The sequence below is a fragment of the uncultured Pontibacter sp. genome (assembly GCF_947492645.1).
Lineage (GTDB): Bacteria > Bacteroidota > Bacteroidia > Cytophagales > Hymenobacteraceae > Pontibacter.
In genome coordinates, this window is sequence record NZ_CANLMZ010000004.1 from 135,269 (window position 1) to 154,551 (window position 19,283).

General features: G+C 43.3%; 17 protein-coding genes. 7 read left to right on the forward strand and 10 right to left on the reverse strand.

Annotated features, from left to right (window positions below; genetic code table 11):
• Positions 1–74 precede the first annotated feature (74 nt).
• On the reverse strand, positions 75–1,124 hold the full coding sequence (locus Q1A23_RS05195; RefSeq protein WP_299820486.1) for a nucleoid-associated protein: 1,050 nt from the start codon (positions 1,122–1,124) through the stop codon (positions 75–77).
• 243 nt (positions 1,125–1,367) lie between these two features.
• On the opposite strand from Q1A23_RS05195, the gene Q1A23_RS05200 reads away from it, so the two are divergent.
• Positions 1,368–2,048 carry a porin family protein gene (locus Q1A23_RS05200; RefSeq protein WP_299820489.1) on the forward strand — a complete coding sequence of 227 codons (681 nt, stop codon included), beginning with the start codon at positions 1,368–1,370 and terminating at the stop codon, positions 2,046–2,048.
• Between the two features lie 145 nt (positions 2,049–2,193).
• On the opposite strand, the gene Q1A23_RS05205 is transcribed toward Q1A23_RS05200, so the two are convergent.
• From Q1A23_RS05205 to Q1A23_RS05215, 3 genes are all read right to left on the reverse strand, one after another.
• Positions 2,194–2,829 (reverse strand): hypothetical protein, encoded by a 636-nt coding sequence (locus Q1A23_RS05205; protein ID WP_299820492.1) that lies wholly within the window; start codon positions 2,827–2,829, stop codon positions 2,194–2,196.
• Between the two features lie 294 nt (positions 2,830–3,123).
• Complete coding sequence (locus Q1A23_RS05210) at positions 3,124–3,822, reverse strand: response regulator transcription factor (protein ID WP_299820495.1); 699 nt, start codon at positions 3,820–3,822, stop codon at positions 3,124–3,126.
• A gap of 87 nt (positions 3,823–3,909) precedes the next feature.
• On the reverse strand, positions 3,910–6,093 hold the full coding sequence (locus Q1A23_RS05215) for a HAMP domain-containing sensor histidine kinase (RefSeq protein ID WP_299820498.1): 2,184 nt from the start codon (positions 6,091–6,093) through the stop codon (positions 3,910–3,912).
• 250 nt (positions 6,094–6,343) lie between these two features.
• On the opposite strand from Q1A23_RS05215, the gene Q1A23_RS05220 reads away from it, so the two are divergent.
• A complete protein-coding gene (locus tag Q1A23_RS05220; protein ID WP_299820501.1) occupies positions 6,344–7,507 on the forward strand; it encodes a T9SS type A sorting domain-containing protein in 1,164 nt (387 codons plus the stop codon).
• A gap of 98 nt (positions 7,508–7,605) precedes the next feature.
• On the forward strand, positions 7,606–8,607 hold the full coding sequence (locus tag Q1A23_RS05225; RefSeq protein WP_299820504.1) for an alpha/beta hydrolase: 1,002 nt from the start codon (positions 7,606–7,608) through the stop codon (positions 8,605–8,607).
• A gap of 57 nt (positions 8,608–8,664) precedes the next feature.
• On the opposite strand, the gene Q1A23_RS05230 is transcribed toward Q1A23_RS05225, so the two are convergent.
• The gene (locus tag Q1A23_RS05230) at positions 8,665–8,892 is read right to left on the reverse strand and encodes a hypothetical protein (protein WP_299820507.1); all 228 of its coding nucleotides are present in this window, start codon (positions 8,890–8,892) and stop codon (positions 8,665–8,667) included.
• 209 nt (positions 8,893–9,101) lie between these two features.
• Here Q1A23_RS05230 and Q1A23_RS05235 point away from each other — a divergent pair, with 209 nt between their 5' ends.
• The gene (locus Q1A23_RS05235; RefSeq protein WP_299820510.1) at positions 9,102–9,785 is read left to right on the forward strand and encodes a DUF547 domain-containing protein; all 684 of its coding nucleotides are present in this window, start codon (positions 9,102–9,104) and stop codon (positions 9,783–9,785) included.
• Positions 9,786–9,877: 92 nt separating this feature from the next.
• Positions 9,878–10,243, forward strand: a complete 366-nt coding sequence (locus Q1A23_RS05240) for a hypothetical protein (protein WP_299820513.1) — start codon at positions 9,878–9,880, stop codon at positions 10,241–10,243.
• A 90-nt stretch (positions 10,244–10,333) separates the two neighbouring features.
• Here Q1A23_RS05240 and Q1A23_RS05245 read toward each other — a convergent pair whose 3' ends face one another.
• From Q1A23_RS05245 to Q1A23_RS05255, 3 genes are all read right to left on the reverse strand, one after another.
• Positions 10,334–10,714, reverse strand: coding sequence for a hypothetical protein (locus Q1A23_RS05245; protein ID WP_299820516.1), 381 nt, complete (start codon positions 10,712–10,714; stop codon positions 10,334–10,336).
• A 470-nt stretch (positions 10,715–11,184) separates the two neighbouring features.
• On the reverse strand, positions 11,185–11,595 hold the full coding sequence (locus Q1A23_RS05250; RefSeq protein WP_299820518.1) for a response regulator: 411 nt from the start codon (positions 11,593–11,595) through the stop codon (positions 11,185–11,187).
• Between the two features lie 4 nt (positions 11,596–11,599).
• Positions 11,600–14,956 carry a PAS domain S-box protein gene (locus Q1A23_RS05255; protein ID WP_299820521.1) on the reverse strand — a complete coding sequence of 1,119 codons (3,357 nt, stop codon included), beginning with the start codon at positions 14,954–14,956 and terminating at the stop codon, positions 11,600–11,602.
• A 265-nt stretch (positions 14,957–15,221) separates the two neighbouring features.
• Here Q1A23_RS05255 and Q1A23_RS05260 point away from each other — a divergent pair, with 265 nt between their 5' ends.
• Positions 15,222–17,459, forward strand: coding sequence for a heavy metal translocating P-type ATPase (locus Q1A23_RS05260; RefSeq protein ID WP_299820523.1), 2,238 nt, complete (start codon positions 15,222–15,224; stop codon positions 17,457–17,459).
• A 45-nt stretch (positions 17,460–17,504) separates the two neighbouring features.
• Complete coding sequence (locus tag Q1A23_RS05265; RefSeq protein WP_299820526.1) at positions 17,505–17,720, forward strand: heavy-metal-associated domain-containing protein; 216 nt, start codon at positions 17,505–17,507, stop codon at positions 17,718–17,720.
• 46 nt (positions 17,721–17,766) lie between these two features.
• Here the strand turns inward: Q1A23_RS05265 and Q1A23_RS05270 are convergent, their stop codons facing one another.
• A complete protein-coding gene (locus Q1A23_RS05270) occupies positions 17,767–18,156 on the reverse strand; it encodes a transmembrane 220 family protein (protein ID WP_299820529.1) in 390 nt (129 codons plus the stop codon).
• A 118-nt stretch (positions 18,157–18,274) separates the two neighbouring features.
• Positions 18,275–19,282: a type IX secretion system membrane protein PorP/SprF gene (locus Q1A23_RS05275; RefSeq protein WP_299820532.1), complete on the reverse strand. Its 1,008-nt coding sequence runs from the start codon at positions 19,280–19,282 to the stop codon at positions 18,275–18,277.
• Position 19,283: the final 1 nt, after the last annotated feature.

Genomic DNA, 19,283 nt, shown 5'->3' on the forward strand with positions numbered 1-19,283 from the left:
GTATCGTTCCTGTTTATACTTTAGATCAAGGATTATTTGAACACCGGCAGTTTTGTTATAGTTTCTGGTAAACGCTAGCTCTCGTTGTAAAAGTATACCTTGTAAAAATGCATGCCGCGCTCCTGGTCAAATCCACGCTCTACAAACTGCTCGCTTTGTTCCGGGTTGTAACCACTAAACTTAATCTCTATTTGCGTGTCTAGCTTTATAAAGTTCCGGAATTTGCGCTTCATGTTTTTTACGGTGTTTTTGTTGATGGCAAAGTCCGTGAAACCTTCAATATCGCGCTCTTCTGCATATGCCTGGCTGTAATTCAGAAAGCGTTCCTTGGCTTCCGGCTCATCAATTACGCTGCTGGTAAACTCCTCCAGGTCAAAAGTCTCGCTTTTAGAGAAATAGTCAACAGAGCGGCTAATAAACTCAACCTGCGCTTTCTTACTTTCTTTCTGGGCAAACACCTCTTCAGAGAAATCCTTGCAGAGGTTCAGAACTGCTTTGGTGTTAAAGTTTGTGTCTTTTAGCTCCGTTACGTTCAGGAAATCTTCTTTCCAGAAAGCTGCATCGTATCCATTGGCATCTACCAGTTTTACCCTGAAACCATCTTCGGCCTCTGTGTTGAAGATCAGGCAACCCTTGTCAACGCCTTTCAGGTTCACGCCGGCATGGTAGTTCACATTTAAATCATCCCCCTCGTCCTGAAAAGTAAGAAACGTGTCTTTGTTCTCTGATTTAAAAATACCTACTGCATCCACGAAATCGTCTTCCATCAGGCACCCGGAAAAGTGCACCACGTATAACTCGCCGCTTTTTACTTTCGGATGATCTGACTGCTCGTACAGGTGATGGAGGATGTGTACAGAATACTCGTGGAATTTACTTGGCTCCGTGAAAATTAGTGCGGCATAGGCAAACATTTCGTTCAGGGCCAGGTCTGAAGTATGGGTAAACCTGAAAAACTCCTCCTGCTTAAACGGCGTCAGAAAATAGTTAAGCAACAGGTCCGACAGCTGCTCATCGCGCAGGTCAACCAGCTCTTTAGAAATCACTACGCCTTCTTCCTTCGATTTATTTCCCACCCTGTGTACCGCCAGCTGCTTCAGGCGTACCTGCGTTTTATCCTTCATTACTTATTGGCTATTCTGTTGCAGTTGCAAAGGTATGGATTTGAGGCTTATCGAAGTATAAGGCGGCTGTTTTCAACTTGATTTTATACTTGCGTTGGTTTTATTATTTTGATATTCAGTAATATATGGTTTTAAGGTTGAACTTTTTTTAAGTAAGCAATTTTTTTTGGCATGGTTTTTCCATTGTGCCATTGCAAGCAGCGCAGCTTATTTAAACAGAACAGACCATTAAAGATTACTACCATGAAAAAGATATTTTTACTTATCGCAGTTGTGCTGGGCTTTGCGGCCACTAAAGTAAATGCGCAGCAGCAAAACCCTATCCGATTTGGCGTTAAGGCCGGGGTAAACCTTGCAGAATGGCAAGGCGAAACAGTAAACAGCGCCCAGAATTTAATCGACCTTTCAGATGGTTCTGTAAGCCGTAAGATGCGCGAAGGTTTTCATGTGGGGGGCTATGTAAGTATACCGCTTGCTCCAGGTTTCGAGATAGAGCCGGGTTTGCAGTACTCACAGAAAGGTACCCGCCTGACAGGCAAAATTCCGATTGAAGAAATAGATTTTCTGAATACCAACCTTACCCTGACAAATAAAGCAGAGTATCTGGATTTGCCGGTGCTGGCGAAAGTGTACGTAGGAGAGGGGTTCCATATTTATGGTGGCCCGCAGGTATCCTACCTGTTGTCTAACAAGGTGCAGGCAGAGGCTGGAGCATTGGGTTTTAAAGCCCTTAACAAAGAGTGGGATGTAAAGAACGGCTTCCGCGAGATTGACTTTGCTGTAACAGGCGGTGTAGGATATAGATTTGCCAGCGGCCTTAACTTAAGCGCAGGCTACGACTACGGGTTAAGCTCCATCGACTCTAACAACAGCTTCGAAACGTATAACCGTGTAGTGAAGGCATCTGTAGGTTTTACCTTCTAATAATAAAGATTATTTGTGTTTTGGTGATTAATGGCAGGCTGCAACCAACGGTTGCAGCCTGTTGTTTTAAAGTATAAAGGGCCGCTAACACAACTGTTAGCGGCCCTTTATACTTTAATCAATCAGAGGCTATCCTGGCAGGGTATTACGATTTCTTGTAAGGGAACTTCTTAGATGAGTTACGCATCAAAGCATTGGTAAGCGATTGTCTGTTGCTGCCTACGCTGCCCGATGCAGCATAATCATACTTCCACATTAAGTCGCCGGCATTGCCTTCGTGTATGGTGATAGTGGTGTTTACAGAGTTTGTAGAGCCCCATGCACCAACAAGTAATCCTACGGCAATAGCTGCACCATCAGACATCGGCTTAGACATTGTTGCTTTACCTGATACAACTGCATCAACCCCTAACAACTGGCATATTTCGTCTTTAGACTTCAGGCGAAGTTCTTCGTAGCTAATGCCGTAGCTGCTCAGGATAGAGTTCGTTTTGCTTACATCCTGGAAGTTTACAGTATACTTGTCTTTGCTCATTTGCTTTAACAAGTAGCCATACACATCACTTTGGATGCCGTAACCATAATCGCGCTGCTGGTCTTGCACCATTTCTGCAGTAACGCCTTTCGGTAATCTCCTGGACTCGATAGTTACCTCAAACGGCATGATCGCCACAATTTTATGTGAGTTCTTTACTTCTTTAAAAGAAGCAGCTTGATAAATTTCTGGGCCGCAACTTGCAAACGTAAAGCAAATTAAGGCGAATAGTAAAATCTTTTTCATTGGCTAAAAGTTAGTTTTCTATATTACAGCCGGATAGCTAAAGTTTAATGCAAAGCCTTATATGCTGCTAAACGTTTTAGTGCAACCATGTTAATGAAATATATAGGCTTTGATTCCATAAATATAATATGAAATAACTATATATAAGCCAGTATAAACTTTATTTAAGTTAAAAATATACTTGATTAATTAAAGTATAAACATTGTTTTAAAATGAAGCACGCCCAGTTGTGCAGGTGTAAAGTATAGAGCCTGCATGGCGCAGGCTTCATGAAAGTATAAAACAGCTAAAATCTAGATCATAACACTATTGTGCACACAAAGCCTATAGCCGCGCCCATGTATGTTGATGATCTCTACTGAAGGATCCTGTTTTAGATTCTTGCGCAGTTTGGCGATGTATACATCCATACTTCGGGCAGTAAAATAGGTGTCTTCGTGCCATATCTTTTCCAGCGCCTGGTCGCGGGGTAATACATCGTTCAGGTGCAGGCAAAGCATCTTCAGCAGCTCTACCTCTTTTGGTGATAGCCTTACTTCTGTTCCGTTTATGGCCAGCATGCGCAGGTTCGATTCAAAAGTATAACGACCAATGGTAAAGCGTGTCTGCTCTTTCTGTTCTGCCTGTAGCGGCGCCTTCCGGTTAAGTACAGCCTTAATTTTACAGAGCAGTACTTCCGAATCAAATGGCTTTGTAATGTAATCGTCGGCACCTATCCTAAAACCTTCAAGCATGTCTTCTTTCATGGCCTTTGCAGTCAGAAAAATAATGGGAGCCTCCGGGTTAAGCTTCTTTATTTCGCGGGCAAGGGTAAAGCCGTCCTTTTCCGGCATCATCACATCCAGAATACACAGATCATACTTGCCTTTCCGGAAGGCCGTAATACCCAGGCAACCATCTTTGCACAGCGTTACGTTATAATCGTGCAGCTCCAGGTAATCGCGCAGCACAATACCAAAATTAGGATCGTCTTCGGCAAGCAGTATGTTCATGGTGCTTTAATTTTGGTTGTATCATACCTCATTTATAATTTAGCAGGGCAAATCCCAGGCATAACTAATGCGTTCAATGTCGATCAGCTAACATATCGGTAAGAATATCTCAAAGCGGCTACCTTTGCCGGGTTCACTTTTGAGGTGCACATTGCCTTTGTGCGCTTGTACTATGGCTTTAACATAGCTTAAGCCCAGGCCAAAGCCTTTTACATTGTGCAGGTTACCTGTGGGCACCCTGTAAAATTTATCGAAAACGCGTTGCTGCGTTTCTTTACTCATGCCCATGCCTTTGTCTTCTACGGCAATCAGCAAGCCGCCATCAACATTTTGCGTTACCAGGCATATGTCCGGGTTATTGGGCGAGTATTTGTTTGCGTTGTCAAGCAGGTTACAGATCACATTAAACAGGTGCACTTCGTCGGTGCTCAGTTCGTGCTGCAGGGCGTTAAGCTGTATAGTTACCTGGCCCCTGCGTTCTTCTACCTGCAGCCGTATGCTTTCAATTGCCTTGCCAATAAGCAGGTGTACATCTACTGGCTTAAAGTTAAGTTTAAAATCGTTTTTCTCGAGTTGGGCTATCTGCAACACATTCTCTACCTGGGCATGCATGCGCTTGTTTTCCTGACTGATAATGCCGGTATAGTATTTTATCTTTTCGGGATGCTCGTAAATTTTCGGGTTAGCGATAGAGTCGGTGGCCAGCGAAATAGTGGCAATCGGTGTTTTAAACTCGTGCGTCATGTTGTTGATGAAGTCGTTCTTCATCTCCGATAGCTTTTTCTGCTTGTAAATGATATGGATGGTTGTGCCAAAGGTAGCGATGATAACCAGCGTAAACAGCGCGGATAAAGAAAGCATTCCCCACAAAGATTTAAGGGCATACACCCGGCTGTCGGCAAAGTATACCCCCAGATAATCCGGTTTCTCAAAAATATCGTTCGGGAACAGGCTGGCTTTATACTTAGGCTGGCTTGTTTGCTTTAGTGGTTTTAAGTTATGGGAGGCAACGGTATCGTTTTTACCTGACACTACCCAATAGCCAAAGTCCATGCTGATGCCTTTGTTTTCCAGCTCAGTTTTAAGTAGAACGGGTAGTGTTTGCAGGTTCAGGCGGTTTGTCAAAGGCTCGTCCTTTACCACGTACTCCACCACCATTTTCTGCACTACATCGTTTAGCTTGCTTTTTTTTACCTCAATTTTGCTGATGTTGGAAGGGTTGGTTTTGGAGTTAGGCAATTTAGCAGGCTTTTGCGGCTGTTTTTCAGCAGTTAAGCTGTCTTTTGCCTTGGGTGCTTTTGCTGCGAACACCTGAGCCTCCTGCATTGCTGCAGTACCGAAGCTTTCCCTGTAATAGGTTTTGTTATACTTTGCTGGGGTAGTGGTGAAATTAAAATGCTTTGGGGCAGCGTTGGTACTTACATAAATAGGCCTCTTGTTATCTCCTTTGCTAATGAAAATGCTGTCGTTTTTAATACTGACGGAAGCCATCCCTGCTGCCTGACCGGTGCTGTTGTGCCTTGTTTTTTTCAGGAGACTGTCCAATTTAGAGGAAATGATGCGTAGCGTATCCACGGAGAATTTTACAGAGCCCCTGTCTATCCTTATAAAATTGGAGGTGTCAGCTAATTGCCCTAAAGTATAAACAGCATTTCTGCGCAGTTGGGCTGCCGTCAGGGAATCAACTTTGGTGCTGGCAATTTGCTGGAAGTAAGCTATGTTACGATTAGCAGTTGCGGGAGCACTTATAGTTTTGAAACCGGTTACTTTCCCTGTAGCTTGCCTTACTTTTGCTGTATCCGGTTCATTAAAGAATATATGCACGCTATTTTCAGGCGCATTACTATCTCTTTTAAAAGTGAGACTTTGAACAGTTGTTTGCTGTGCAGTATTAGCTGATGCTTTCGGTTTGCCTGTAGTGTTGTAAGTAGCTGTGGCAGGTAAAGTGCGTGCAGCAGGTTTTAGGGTAGCAGCCTTACTTTCAGTTGGATTAGCGGTAACTGCTATTTCTTTTTGCGGGGTTTTTGCCAGCGTTTTTTCGGCTGTTATGGTATCGGGTTGCAGCGTTGCCATCTGGCTTGCCACAACGCTGGCAGCTTCCTGTGTTTCCAGCTTCTCTACTAGCCGGGCCAGCGCCTCATTTACGCTACGGTCAAACTCTGCCTGTTTTACCTGTATGGCATCGTTTATCCAATAGAGCTGCAGCCCCACTACTCCCAGCAGGGAAATGCTCATCAGCACCAGCACTCCGATTATGACATTCTTGCTCACTAAACAAATTTATACTTTTAGATTGGTATGTGCCCGAACTTTAACTTTTCTTTAACGCTTTTCCAAAGTCTGATGCTTTGTTTGTAAGTAGCTGCTATATATTGGTTTATATACGCATACTTCACATTTGGAAAAGTAGGTTTAGCTTGTCTCAACTTTAACATTTCGTTAACAGACTTTAACGTTGCCTTAACCATAACCGGTAGTTTAAGGGCGTACCTTTGATTATGTAAAATGAAAATCAGGTACTATGGACTACATCACTACACTTCAGAATTTTATCAGGTTTATACTTAGCCTGCTGCTCGCCTTGCTGCCCCTGTATACTATTGTAGCGCAGGAGGCGCCCAAAGCCGAAAAGAAACTCCACATAAAGTATATTGAGACCAAAGACGGTGTTGAAACAGTTAAAGATACGACTATCACCATAACCGAAATGACCATGACGCTGCCAAGCTTTTCAGGCTTAAAAGCAGACACAGCTGCCTTGCGGAAGCTAAGTAACAGAACGTTTAAGTTTGCAGACACAACCCGCTTAAAAGCAGCTACCGGCAAAAATGTGAAAGTGTATAAACTGAATGGGAAACTAACTGAAGCAGAACACGCCGCTTACATAAGCCATCTGAAAACTTCGCAAAACGACAGCTTACTTAATGTATTGCTAAAGAATGGTAAGATAGCAGCTCTTCAAGGGGATAGCCTGCGTGCAGTAATGTATAAAAGGCTGGGTAAAGCTGACGGAATTCATACTTATACATTTGATAAAATAAACCCTAAAGGTGTGTTACGGGTGCATACTGATACACTAAAATCGGTATGGTTTAGCCACAGGGATAGTATAAAGCATGTAGGGCCTGTGCACGCTGAACGCATCTATATCCGGAAGAGAGACAAAAACCTAACCGTTGATTCGCTGGTGCTAAAGGCAAATGGGAAAGTGATGTATAAGCTCATAACCAACGATAGCACAGCTAGTGCGCCTGTTTTCGGGTTAGGTGAGGCCGGAGAAGCACATTCATTTCAGCAATTTACCCTGGAGCCAGGTAAAGTTATCGCTATTGTAGTAACAAAAGCTACGGTGCAGGACCTGACAGCAGAAGATGTAGCGGCACTTAAGAAAACAGGTGCTTCTGTAGAAACGAAACCCAAGGAAGAACTGAAATTGGAGAACGTGGAATATTACCCTAACCCGAACGACGGTAGGTTTAACCTGCGCTTCGAACCGGAAAATAAAGGAACTACTGTAGTTAGCGTAATAGATAGCAAGGGGGAAGAAGTGTTTGTGGACACAGTAGAAAATTTAAACACAGCATACAGCCGCCAGATAGACCTCACTCCATTTGGCAAAGGTTTATACTTCCTTCAGATAGCACAAGGCAAGCGCTATTTCACTAAGAAAATATTAGTTAGGTAATTTGATTTAAGGGAATACATGCAAAAAAGCCTGCAGAAGTTCTGTGGGCTTTTTTTATACTTTGCGTATGAGTTAAGTGTAAAACTAAGAATGTAGCTATGCAGCCTGTTAAAACTATACTTATACTTATCATGAAGTTTTTCTTGTTGCCTGCGGTAGCGTTTGCGCAGGTACCCGACTCTCTTAATGCCACGTTGGACGGTTATCAATATCCTTATGAGGTGAAGCACATCACAATAACGCTTGAGGGGCAGCCGGTTAAAATGGCATACATGGATGTAGCTGCCAGTAAAGGCGGCAGCAACGCCCCTGCCGTAATGCTGCTGCACGGTAAAAACTTTTTCGGGGCTTATTGGAGGCAAACTATCGATTACTTATCTAAAAATGGTTTTAGGGTAATTGTGCCGGACCAGGTTGGTTTTGGGAAGTCTGATAAGCCGGAAGTATACTATAATTTTCATCAGTTGGCGCAAAACACGCAGCAACTGTTAAAGCAGTTAGGGGTGCAGCAAATAGCTGTAGTGGGCCACTCCATGGGAGGCATGCTGGCTACCAGGTTTGCACTTATGTATCCTGAAACGACGACGAAACTGGTACTTGAGAACCCGATCGGGCTGGAGGATTACCGTTTGTTTGTTCCTTTCAAAACGCTGGATCAGCTACTGGAGAATGAGAAAAAAACAACAGAAGAATCAATCCGGAAATACCATCAAACCTACTACACATCCTGGAAGCCTGCTTACGACGAGTGGGTAAAAGTGCCTGGGGCCCAGACAAGGCATACTTCTTATGCTAAAGTCGCTGAAGTAGCCGCTTTAACTTACGCCATGATTTACCAGCAACCTGTAGTTTATGAATTTGAGAAGCTAAAGGTACCGACTTTGCTTATAATAGGGCAACAGGACAGAACTATAGTAGGTAAAGGGTATATTGAGGAGAAGCAAAAGCTTAAAACGCACGGCCAGTACCCGCAGTTAGGGCGTTCTACGGCTAAGGCCATACCGGGTGCAAAATTAGTGGAGTTGCCAAATGTAGGCCATATTCCCCATTTAGAGGCGACAGACATATTCCATCAGCACTTGCTGCCTTTTTTAAAGTAGCAAGGTTGCTTTTATACTTGCCATAAAATACAAAGGCTATTACAGCATTGGGTTTGATTAATGGTGGTGGTGATGGTCGTGGTCGCCTGGCTTGCTGTTGTAGTTTGCAATGGCACCAAGAGTAAAGAAAATTGTCCAGCAGGCATAAAGCGCCATAAAGTCTTCAATTCGTTTTCCAATCAGCACCAGTACAAGGTGTGCTACTAAGGTCATCACAAACCCCGTGGCGGCAACAAACTGGTAGGAGTTCATTTCTCTGGGGTCGTAGATTTTTGATAATTTCATGCAGGTGCTGTTTAATTCTATGGCATTAACGATTTAATGTGGCGAGAGGTGCCATAAATGCTAATTTTTAGCAAATATAACAGTTCGGTATTGTTGTTGTTATCATCATGCTGTCTAATAAATTTAATTCTATGTATAAAAAACTGTTCCTGGCTATGCTGCTTGCGTTTACTGCTTTGCCTTTTTATGCGAAGGCAGGAGTAAGAGTTATGGAAAAGAGAATTACCAAACAAGAGGCAGATTTCTATGACGGTGTTAGCCGGCTGCTGCAACAGCATGTAGTTAATGGGCAGGTAAAGTATAAAGCCCTCCAAAGAGATGAAACTAAACTGGATGGTCTGGTTAAGCAGATAGCGCAATATAACTTAAGTGCCGCTTCCGGCTCCGAGAAAAAAGCGTTTTACATAAATGCTTATAATGTGTTGGTTTTGAAGCAGGTTTTGATGCAATACCCTGTTAAATCAGTTATGGATGTTGCCGGCTTTTTTGATAAGCAGAAATTTAGAGTGGCAGGAGAGAGCCTTACGCTGAACGAACTCGAAAACAAGAAGCTACGTGCTCCTTATCAGGATGCCCGCATACATTTTGCGCTGGTTTGTGCTGCTAAGTCTTGTCCGCCGCTGTTAAACAAAGCTTATACTCCAAAGCTTGTTGAAAAGCAACTTGAAAGCCAGACCAGGCAAAGTTTACAAAATCCAGATTTCATCAAGATCTTACCTAAGCAAAAGCAGGTTCAGGTATCGGAAATTTTTAAATGGTATGAGGCCGATTTCCTGGCAGAGGCGCCTTCTGTTATCGCCTATATAAATAAGTATACTTCCATGCTGATTCCGCCCCAGTACAATACTAGATACTATACTTACAACTGGCAACTGAATGAAGCATCTAATTAACTTTAGTTTATTTATTATGTTAAGTATAGGTTGACTTTCTGAACACCATCAGAGGGGCAGCGTATATACAACTGTAACTAAACTTAAGAACTATGGCTTCAAATACAGAAGATAAGAACCGCGAAGATCTTGACAATATAAATAGTGACTACAACAAGCGTGTAAAGCTTGGCAACCATCCAGATCCATCAGCGAAGCGCAATATGGGGCCAGGAGGTACCACGGAACGTGCAGGGCAAAAAGACAAGCTTGGAAACCTGCATATCGGTGGAAATGAGGCTACCGGCTATGGCGGCAATAACCCTAACAGCACAGAAGAGTTTGCGCAAGGGCCTGGTTTCGAATTTGAAGGTAGTGATACAGGCATGGATGACGATGTAGCAGGGGTACGAAGCGGTGACCAACCCTTTGGTGAAGATAAACAAGAACCTGATGATGCGGATTACAGCCGCAGGTAAAACAAAAAAAGGGAGCCTCAATAGCTCCCTTTTTTTGTAGCCTTTCAGTAAAGGCCTACTTTGCGGTTGGCCTTTACTATCTGCGGCAGGTTACTCTACTTCCGATACTGCTATGTGCCTGGCAGTATTTTTTCTTTTATACTCAGCAAATGCCTGCAATTGGTTAGCATTAAGTATAGCTGTCAGTTTCGTCTCAAAGTCTGTTTCGATTTCCTGCAGCTTTAGCTCTAATGCTGCTACATTATCTTTCAGGCTTTCTCTTGTTGCATCTTCTGCAGCTATTTTCTCGCGGTTTAATGCCTTTAATTTTATATACTCCATTTCGTTTAGCCTCAGCTCGTTTACCATGGCTCGTGTTAGTTCTGTACATTTTGCCTCTTGCTCCCGAGTTAGAGTGTAATCACCGTATTGTGCAAATACGTTAGTTGCTGAGATAACTGTAATAACAATAAGTAGAAATAAATTTTTCATAGGATAAGGGTTTAAAAAGACTTTCGTCGCTAATGATAAATCAACAATATTAGTATAGTCATATAGTTGATAGTTTGCTTTACGCCCTTACTTTATATAATGTTATGGGTTTATTTAAAATAAACAAACATTTTAGATTGTCTATATTAAATATAGAAACCTTAGAATATTTAAATATTATGCTTGTAAAGCTTCCTGTGCATGTTACCTTGCACAGGAGCAGCAATTGGGAATGGTATAGTTTTTTGGTGTACCACTATAAAATGGCAATACTGCAGCTGGATTATCCTCGAACTATATTGCCTGGGGAGGGGGGAATAAACTTTGTGCCCGTTAATCAGCTCTTAAATAATGGGCAACAGCAACAGAAAGGTTTAACAGGGGGCTAATGTTATGGTGCTGTATATAAAAAAAGAATCAGCTTGTAGGGCTGATTCTTTTCTTTAAAGCAAGATGAATTCTTCTTTTCTTTAAAGCAAGATGAATTCTTCTTTTATGATAGCGAGTATTTCTGGAGAAAGTGGTTTTGAGAAAAAGTCTCTAACCTCGTCATGGCTTTTCGCACAGATAATATCTTTACGGTCTACAGCAGAGGATAGCATAAACAGGCTGCATTTTTTTGTAGCGCATTCCGATATTTTCCGATACTCCTGTATAAAGGTCCAGCCGTCCATACCTGGCATGTTGATATCCAGAAAAATTAACTCCGGAAAATTAGCTGGATCATGCTCTGCTGTGCTTCTCAGAAACTCAAGTGCATCTTGTGCCCATTCAAAGCTAACTACCTCTTCTGCGAAGTTTTCATTTTTAATAATACTCTCACAAACAAAGTTATTTACTTGATCATCATCTATTAAAACAACCCTTCTTAACGTATACATCCTTCTACTCCTGGTGCTTTAAATATATTTTGAAAATACTGCCAAGATCAACGGTGCTATCCACTTCAACTTTTCCTCCGAGGAGTTCAGCCTGTGTTTTAACTAAATGCAACCCGATGCCCTTGCCATCTTTGTTATTGTTGTGAAAACGTTTGTAAAGGCCAAAAATTTTATCCCGCTCTTTGGTCAGGTCTATTCCCTGGCCATTATCTTCGACTTCGAGGCAAATATACTCAGATACCTTGAATGTCTTCAAGCGTAAGGCTAATTTTCTGTTTTCAGACCTGTATTTTAATGCGTTTGTAATTAAATTCTGCATGATGCTATGCACATAGCTTCTAAGAGCCACAATTTCAGGAACCTCACTAAAGTCATAATCCAGGTCAATTTCGTCTTCAATATCTGATTCCGGAATGCTGGCTAATATGAAATCTAGCGTTTGTTTGAAGTCAACTTTTTCCCGTGCCTCGTCTACTTTGCTTCTGATTGTAAGAATATCGTTCAAGTCGCGGATAGTGCTGTCGAGCAACTTTGCTGAAGTGGCCAGGTTATCAATGATACGCCCGTTAAGTGCCGCCTCTGGCCTGCGACGGTCGTAAATAGACGTTAGGCCCAAAATGTTAGCAATTGGCGCACGTAAATTGTGTGACACTATGTAGGCAAACTGCTGCAGGTTTTTATTTTGCTGCATCAGTTGATGTGTTAGTTCTGTCCGTTTTTCCTCAGCATCTTTAAAAGCAGTAAGGTCAAAAGCAGAGCCAGCTATACTTACAACCCTGTTGTTCTCATCAAGTTTAGGCGATATGCGCAGCATCACCCACTTTGGCTTGCCGTTGCTGTCTAAAATGCGCACTTCGTTACTTGATCTTCTCCCTGCGAGTGTATCTGAAACAATGCGAGGCAAAACTTCTTCTTTAACTTCAGGATGAATAATCCTGGCCCACAGTTTCCGGTCCTCAAAAAAACTCTCTTCCTGGAAACCGGTTACCTCAAGGCACTGCGGGCTTATGTAATTGATGTTAAACTCGGCATCAGTAGAGAAAATAACTTCCGGAATGTTCTCAAGCGTAGACTGAAGTAAATGCTGGGCTTCCCGTATATCTCTTTCCGCTTCTTTATACTTTGTTACATCCTGTACTGTACCAGACAGCTTCACGGCTTTTCCTGCTGTATTAAACTCAGCTTCGCAAATTTCATGGATATGCCGTATAGTGCCATCATCTAACACAATGCGGTGTTCTACTGCAAGTGGCACATTAGTTTCTGTTGCCTTGTTATATGTATCAACTACTTTTTGGCGGTCAGCGGGGTGTACTTTGTCTTTGTACGCGTCCAAAGTTGGTTCAAACAGGTGCTTCTGCTCCCCGTAAATGTTAAAAACTTCCTCAGACCACTGCAGCACATTTGTTTTAAGATCCAGTTCCCAGTTGCCAAGCTTTGCCAGTTGCTGTGCCCTTGATAGTTGGGCTTTGTTATGCCTGATGGTTTCGATGGATCTCTTTTGCTCCGAAATATCCAGCACATTTAAAGCAACGGCCAGTATTTTATTGTCGTGACTAACAACTGGGCTAAACGAAACTTGATACCAACCCTCACGGTAGCTTGTCTCATAACTTACTGTTTTCCCTTGCATCGCTAAGGCGTGATCCTCTCTAAGGTCTTCAACAAGCGACTCCTCTACAAAATCACAGAAATTCTGGCCTACTACCAGGTTTGTAAAAGTTTTATGATTTAAAGTGCTGTCTGCTTTTTTGTTAAATGAGAGTATCTTCAACTCATCGTCCAGCATGTAAATCGCTTTGCTGGAGCTATCAAGTAATGCTCTAAGGTTAGCCTCGTTTCTGGCAAGTTCTTCCTGGGCTTCTTTCTGTAGTGTAATGTCTATTAAAGTACCGTTAAAGTTTACAGAACCATCCATGTTTCGGGTCGGTAAACTGTGGCCGCGCACCCACTTCCATCTGCCCTCAATTGAGTTCCACAACCTGGCTTCCACATACCAGGGCTTAACTGTCCGAATTGCCTCTTTTATCGACTTGAATACATTTTCCTTTTCTTCAGGGTGGAGCTGGTCAAAAATTTTAGAAGGTGTCTGACATACTTCTTCTGGAGATAATCCATAAATGTCTCTTATACCGTCGCTGATAAAAGGAAAGCTGAAGTTTGCATTTTCGTCAGTCCGAAACTGGTACACAGCACCAGGTATACTAGAGCTTATCTCGCGTAATAGCTTTTCGTTTAACTCAGTTTTTTCTATGGCTTTATATTGATCATCAATATTAACTGCTACTACCAGCCTGGGTATAGTGTTCCCAACTTCGGGTAAGGCATGCGCGTGCACTTCCACCCAAAAGTCGCTTCCGTCTTTGCGCCTGTGCTTAACGTTGCTGAATACCTCATGCGGCTTTGTTCGCGGTATTATATTTTTAATGTAGGAGTCTACATCTGATGGTATTTTAAGGTCGTATATATACTTTTCCAGAAACTCCTCCTGCGTATACCCATATACTTCTGCAGCTGCATTGTTTACTTTCAGTATCTTTAGCGTTTTCAAATCGTAGATCCACATGGGTATCGGGTTGCTGTTGAACAGCGTTTTATAAATATGCTGGCTCTTGCTAAGTTCTTTCTGTAGCTCTTCCCGCATCTTTACTTCATTGCTGAGCACAACATTTTCGCGCTTTAATTTTTTAAACAGATACTGCATTAAAAATACAGCGCATGCTGTCGCCAGCAGTACCAGAATCAGCAAAATCTCCTGGTATTTTACAAAGCCGGCCAATAAGCGGGATGCCTGTGAATCTCGTTTGTCTGCAGATTTTTGAAAGTTTATGCTAAGTTGATTTAAGTATTTCTGGTGCAGTTTATCCACCGGCACCAGGTAAGCTTCTTTATAAAGCTCCGCACGTTCTGGCTGCCCACTCAACGATAAAACAGTTACACTATCAATATGGTGATAAGAAGAATTTCTGTAGGCAACAAGCTGGTTAAGCACCTGCCTGTTACTATCGCTAACAATAACTTTATCTAACTCTTTGATTATCTTGGTATTTGAATCGTGCGCTTCCTTCAGCTGCACCGCCAGAACCGCCTTGTCATTTGTAGCAGGGTTGGTTAAATCAGTTAGCAGCGAAGTGACTACATCTGCGTTATGGTGGAGTTTATTTACTAATTCTAACTTATATATTGTTTTAGACAGGTGGTTACTGTAATTCTCCTGTACTTCGCTTGCGCCAATAAATGAAACAGATCCTACACCTACCAGTAAAGCAGCCAGTATTGTAAAAATTACACCTACTAGTTTAACTGTATGGTCGCGTTGGCTTTCGGGTTTAAACTGCGTATTCTCCGGAGAGTTTTGCATTACGTTTGGCTAAGGGTGATTATCAGCTAAATTTAATGAATATAGGGTAAAATACTTCTCATTCACTTGTTATAACCTTACATAAGCAAAGAAATCAGCTATTAAGTTCCTGCTGTGGCACTTATAGTTTAATCTTTTGTATCAGATTTTAATATTTCTTAAGCTAGATCTGTTTTTAAAAGATATGTAAAGTATAAGCGTAATTATGTAAGAAGTAAACTAATGTGTAGCCGTAAATTTGTACTATAAATTTAAGAATACCACAATGGCTAATGTCACAGATAAAACACTAACCAAGGCCAGCTTTCCGGTGGAGGGGATGACCTGTGCTTCCTGCGCGAGCAGCATCGAAAGCATGCTGAAGGCGACAGAGGGCGTAGAAGAAGCAAATGTGAACTTTGCAGCCAAAACCGTGCAAGTTACTTATTCGGCTGGGGTTACCTCTCCTGATAAGCTAAAAGGCACCGTTGAGGAAATCGGCTTTGAGTTGCTGATAGAAGATACAACCCAGGATGAACTGGAAGAAAGACAGGCAAAAGCGCTTGCCGATCTGAAACGCAAAACAATCGGGGCCATTATATTGGCGACACCAGTTTTTATACTTGGTATGTTCTTCCACAACGCGTTTAGCTGGGGTAATTGGGCCATGCTCATATTTACTATCCCTGTGTTGTTTTGGGCCGGGCAGCGCTTTTTTGTAGGTGCCTGGGCACAGGCAAAGCACCTGCGCGCCAACATGGATACTTTGGTTGCGCTCAGCACAGGCATAGCCTTTATCTTCAGCGCTTTCAATACCATTTACCCGGAATTTTTCCTGAGCCGTGGCCTGATGCCGCATGTGTACTTTGAGGCCGTTGCCGTAATCATCGCTTTTATTCTTTTAGGCAAGTACCTGGAAGAAGGAGCAAAGAACCGCAGTTCGGCTGCTATTAAAAAGTTGATGGGCATGCAGCCTAAAACCGTACGGATACTGCGCGATGGAACAGAAATGGAAATCAAAACAGAGGAAGTGAAAATTGGTGACACCGTACTTCTACTGCCCGGGGAGCGCGTTCCAGTTGACGGAGCGGTACTGGCAGGGTCTTCTTATGTAGATGAAAGTATGTTGAGCGGTGAGCCGGTGCCTGTACCAAAGAAAGCCGGTGATTTGATGTATGCCGGTACGATAAACCAGAAAGGTAGCCTGCAGCTCACAGCCCTGAAAACCGGTGGCCAAACAATGTTGGCACATATCATCAAGCTGGTGCAGGAGGCGCAGGGCAGTAAAGCACCCGTACAAAAACTGGTAGATAAGATTGCAGGTATTTTTGTGCCCATCGTGCTGGGCATCGCCTTGCTTACTTTCGCAGCCTGGTTTATACTTGGCGGGGAAGCATACCTGACGGAGGCCCTGCTTTCCACTATTTCGGTGCTGGTAATTGCCTGCCCTTGTGCTCTTGGTTTGGCTACCCCAACGGCTATCATGGTAGGCGTAGGGCGCGGTGCAGAACACGGTATACTTATAAAAGATGCAGAAAGCCTGGAGCGCGCACAGCATGTAGATGTTGTTATACTGGATAAAACGGGCACCATTACTTTAGGCAAGCCAACCGTAACAGATGTTGTTTGGGGAGATATGCTGTTAGAAAAAGCACAGGCCGAGCAGATTTTCTTCTCGATGGAGGCGCAGTCGGAGCATCCAATTGCGCAGGCCATTTATACTTATTACAAAGAGCAGAAATGTAATAAAGTGGAACTTAGCTACTTTAGCAGCCTAACTGGCCAGGGAGTAGAAGCAGATTTTGAGGGAATACGCTATTATGCCGGCAACGAGAAGCTTTTGCAGGAGCATGGGGTTATACTTCCGGAGCGTTTAAAAAGAGAAGCAATGCAACTGCAGGAACAGGCCAAAACAGCTGTATACTTTGCAGATGCTAAACAAGCATTAGCAGTATTTGCCGTCAGCGACCCGATTAAACCGACTGCGGCAGCAGGTATAAAGGCCATGCTGGATGCAGGAATAGAGCTTTATATGCTAACCGGCGATAACAAACAAACCGCAGCAGCGGTATCAAAGCAGGTGGGTATTACCAATTTTAAAGCTGAACTATTGCCTGGTGATAAAGGTGATTTTATAAAAGAACTGCAACAGCAAGGCAGAACGGTTGCGATGGTAGGCGATGGTATAAATGATGCGCAGGCACTTGCTTTAGCTGATGTAAGTATAGCCATGGGCCACGGAACGGATGTGGCGATGGATGTGGCAGGCATCACATTAATGCGCTCTGACCTGCAGCAGGTTGCCAATGCTATTAAATTATCAAAAGCAACAGTAAAAACAATACGGCAAAACCTGTTCTGGGCTTTCTTTTACAATGTAATATGCATACCGGTGGCGGCAGGGGTGCTTTACCCGTTTACTGGTTTTCTGCTTAGCCCCATGCTGGCCGGTGCGGCTATGGCTTTAAGTTCGGTATCAGTAGTAAGTAATAGCTTACGGCTAAAAACTAAAAAGCTGGATTAAATAAAAATGTATAGTTAAATAATTATGTTAAGTAATAATAAAGCGATGAATACGTATAAGTTTAAAACAACAATAAACTGCGGAAGCTGCATCAAAGCTGTAACCCCTCACCTGAACAAACTGGAAGGGGTAGAGGAGTGGAATGTGGATACAAACAACCCAGACAAGATACTGGAAGTTAAAACAGGCACCCTGGATGCCCAGGAGATAAAAGCTGTAGTAGAAAAGGCCGGTTTTAAAGCGGAGCCGGTGCAGCAATAAAATTTTGGAAAAGATGACGTATCACAAGTGGGTTTGGCCGGCAAGGCTAAGCCCACTTTGTTTTTCGGAGCTGATCAGCAGCCTTTCGCGAGCGCAGCGTATACTTGTCTAAAAATATGAAGCAGCCAAATACTGCAGCGACTAGTAGCAAACCAAGTGCTTCACGTGCCTCTTCAATGTTTTTGATATCGCCGCTACCCACGCTTAAGCCTTCATACTTATCCGGCCACATGTACAGGGTACCTGCTGTGCAAAGTATAATAGCAACCCAAAGTAAGCCATGGGGCGCTTTATCAAAAGCCGACAGAAAACAAAGTACAGCAGACAAACCATAAATTGCCATCCATAAGGCAGGATCCGGGTCGTTGTACTGCATCGCCACAAACGATAGAAAAGCTAGGCCAAAGAGTATGGCAAGTATCTTCTTCAACATCATAGTAAGGTTTATACATAGCTATACTTCTATTTTAGCAAAAAGTTTACATGAAAAGAGACGGCCTTTTGAGCCGCCTCCCATCAAATTACATGTAGAACGATTGGGTAGTGTAGTGCGATTACCATGCCCACTCCGGGCACAATATTTTACCGGTATTGCGTAATTTAAAGCCTAAAACCACTTCGTGGCTACCTGCATTAGTGCCAGCCAAAGGCGAGGTGCTTGCATCGTAAGAGTAAGCCAGGTCTAGTAAAGGGCTTATGTTGATGCCCGCCATTGCCGCCACAGATTCCTGATGCCTGTAAGAAGCTCCTGCCCATAAGCGGTTGCTGTACATTACTTTAAGAGAGGCATCCACAGAAACAGGACTTGGCTGAGCCATTTTTACCATTACAGAAGGTATAACCGAAATGTAAGGCGTTACATCAACACGGTAACCTGCAGTAGCAAAGTAATGCTTTTGCAGCTCTCCGTTATTGTTTTCAGGAGACCCCGAAGATATGTACTCACGCTTACTAGGTACTAACTGTGCGCCAGCCAGCCCAACGTAAAAGCTTTGGGAGTACAACCAAAGGCCCATGTTTAGGTCAAACTTCACCTCGTTTATGCGTCCGTCCATTACAGCAGGATCATTGGGGTTTACAATCCGCACATAGCCAGGGTCCAGGCTATACTGTATCATACCAGGTGCCACACCAGCCGATAAGCGCAGGTCGCGGGTAATGGGCTGGTGATACGCATAGCTTACGCTGAGGCTGCCACGTTTTAAAGGACCTGTTCTGGTAGACATTGCCATGGCTCCAATACCATGATGAGGCTTTGCCCTGCGGTAGCTGCTGCTCCTTTTGGTAGTAGATTCTTTTGCTCTCTGCCCGCTATAAACCGAACTGGCCCCCATTCCTATAGGCATGTGCAGCGTAGCGTAGTATGACTCTGGTGCTCCCTCCAGCCCAGACCATTGGTGCCTGGTGCCTAATTTCAGGTCGGCGTAGCTTTCGATGCCTGCAATGGCTGGGTTAAGCAGGTAATTGTTTAAAGTATACTGTGAGTACTGTGGTTTTTGCTGCGCCATTGCGTGGCCGGCAAACATGAGACACACAAAACCTAAGGCTAAAAGTTTGTTCATA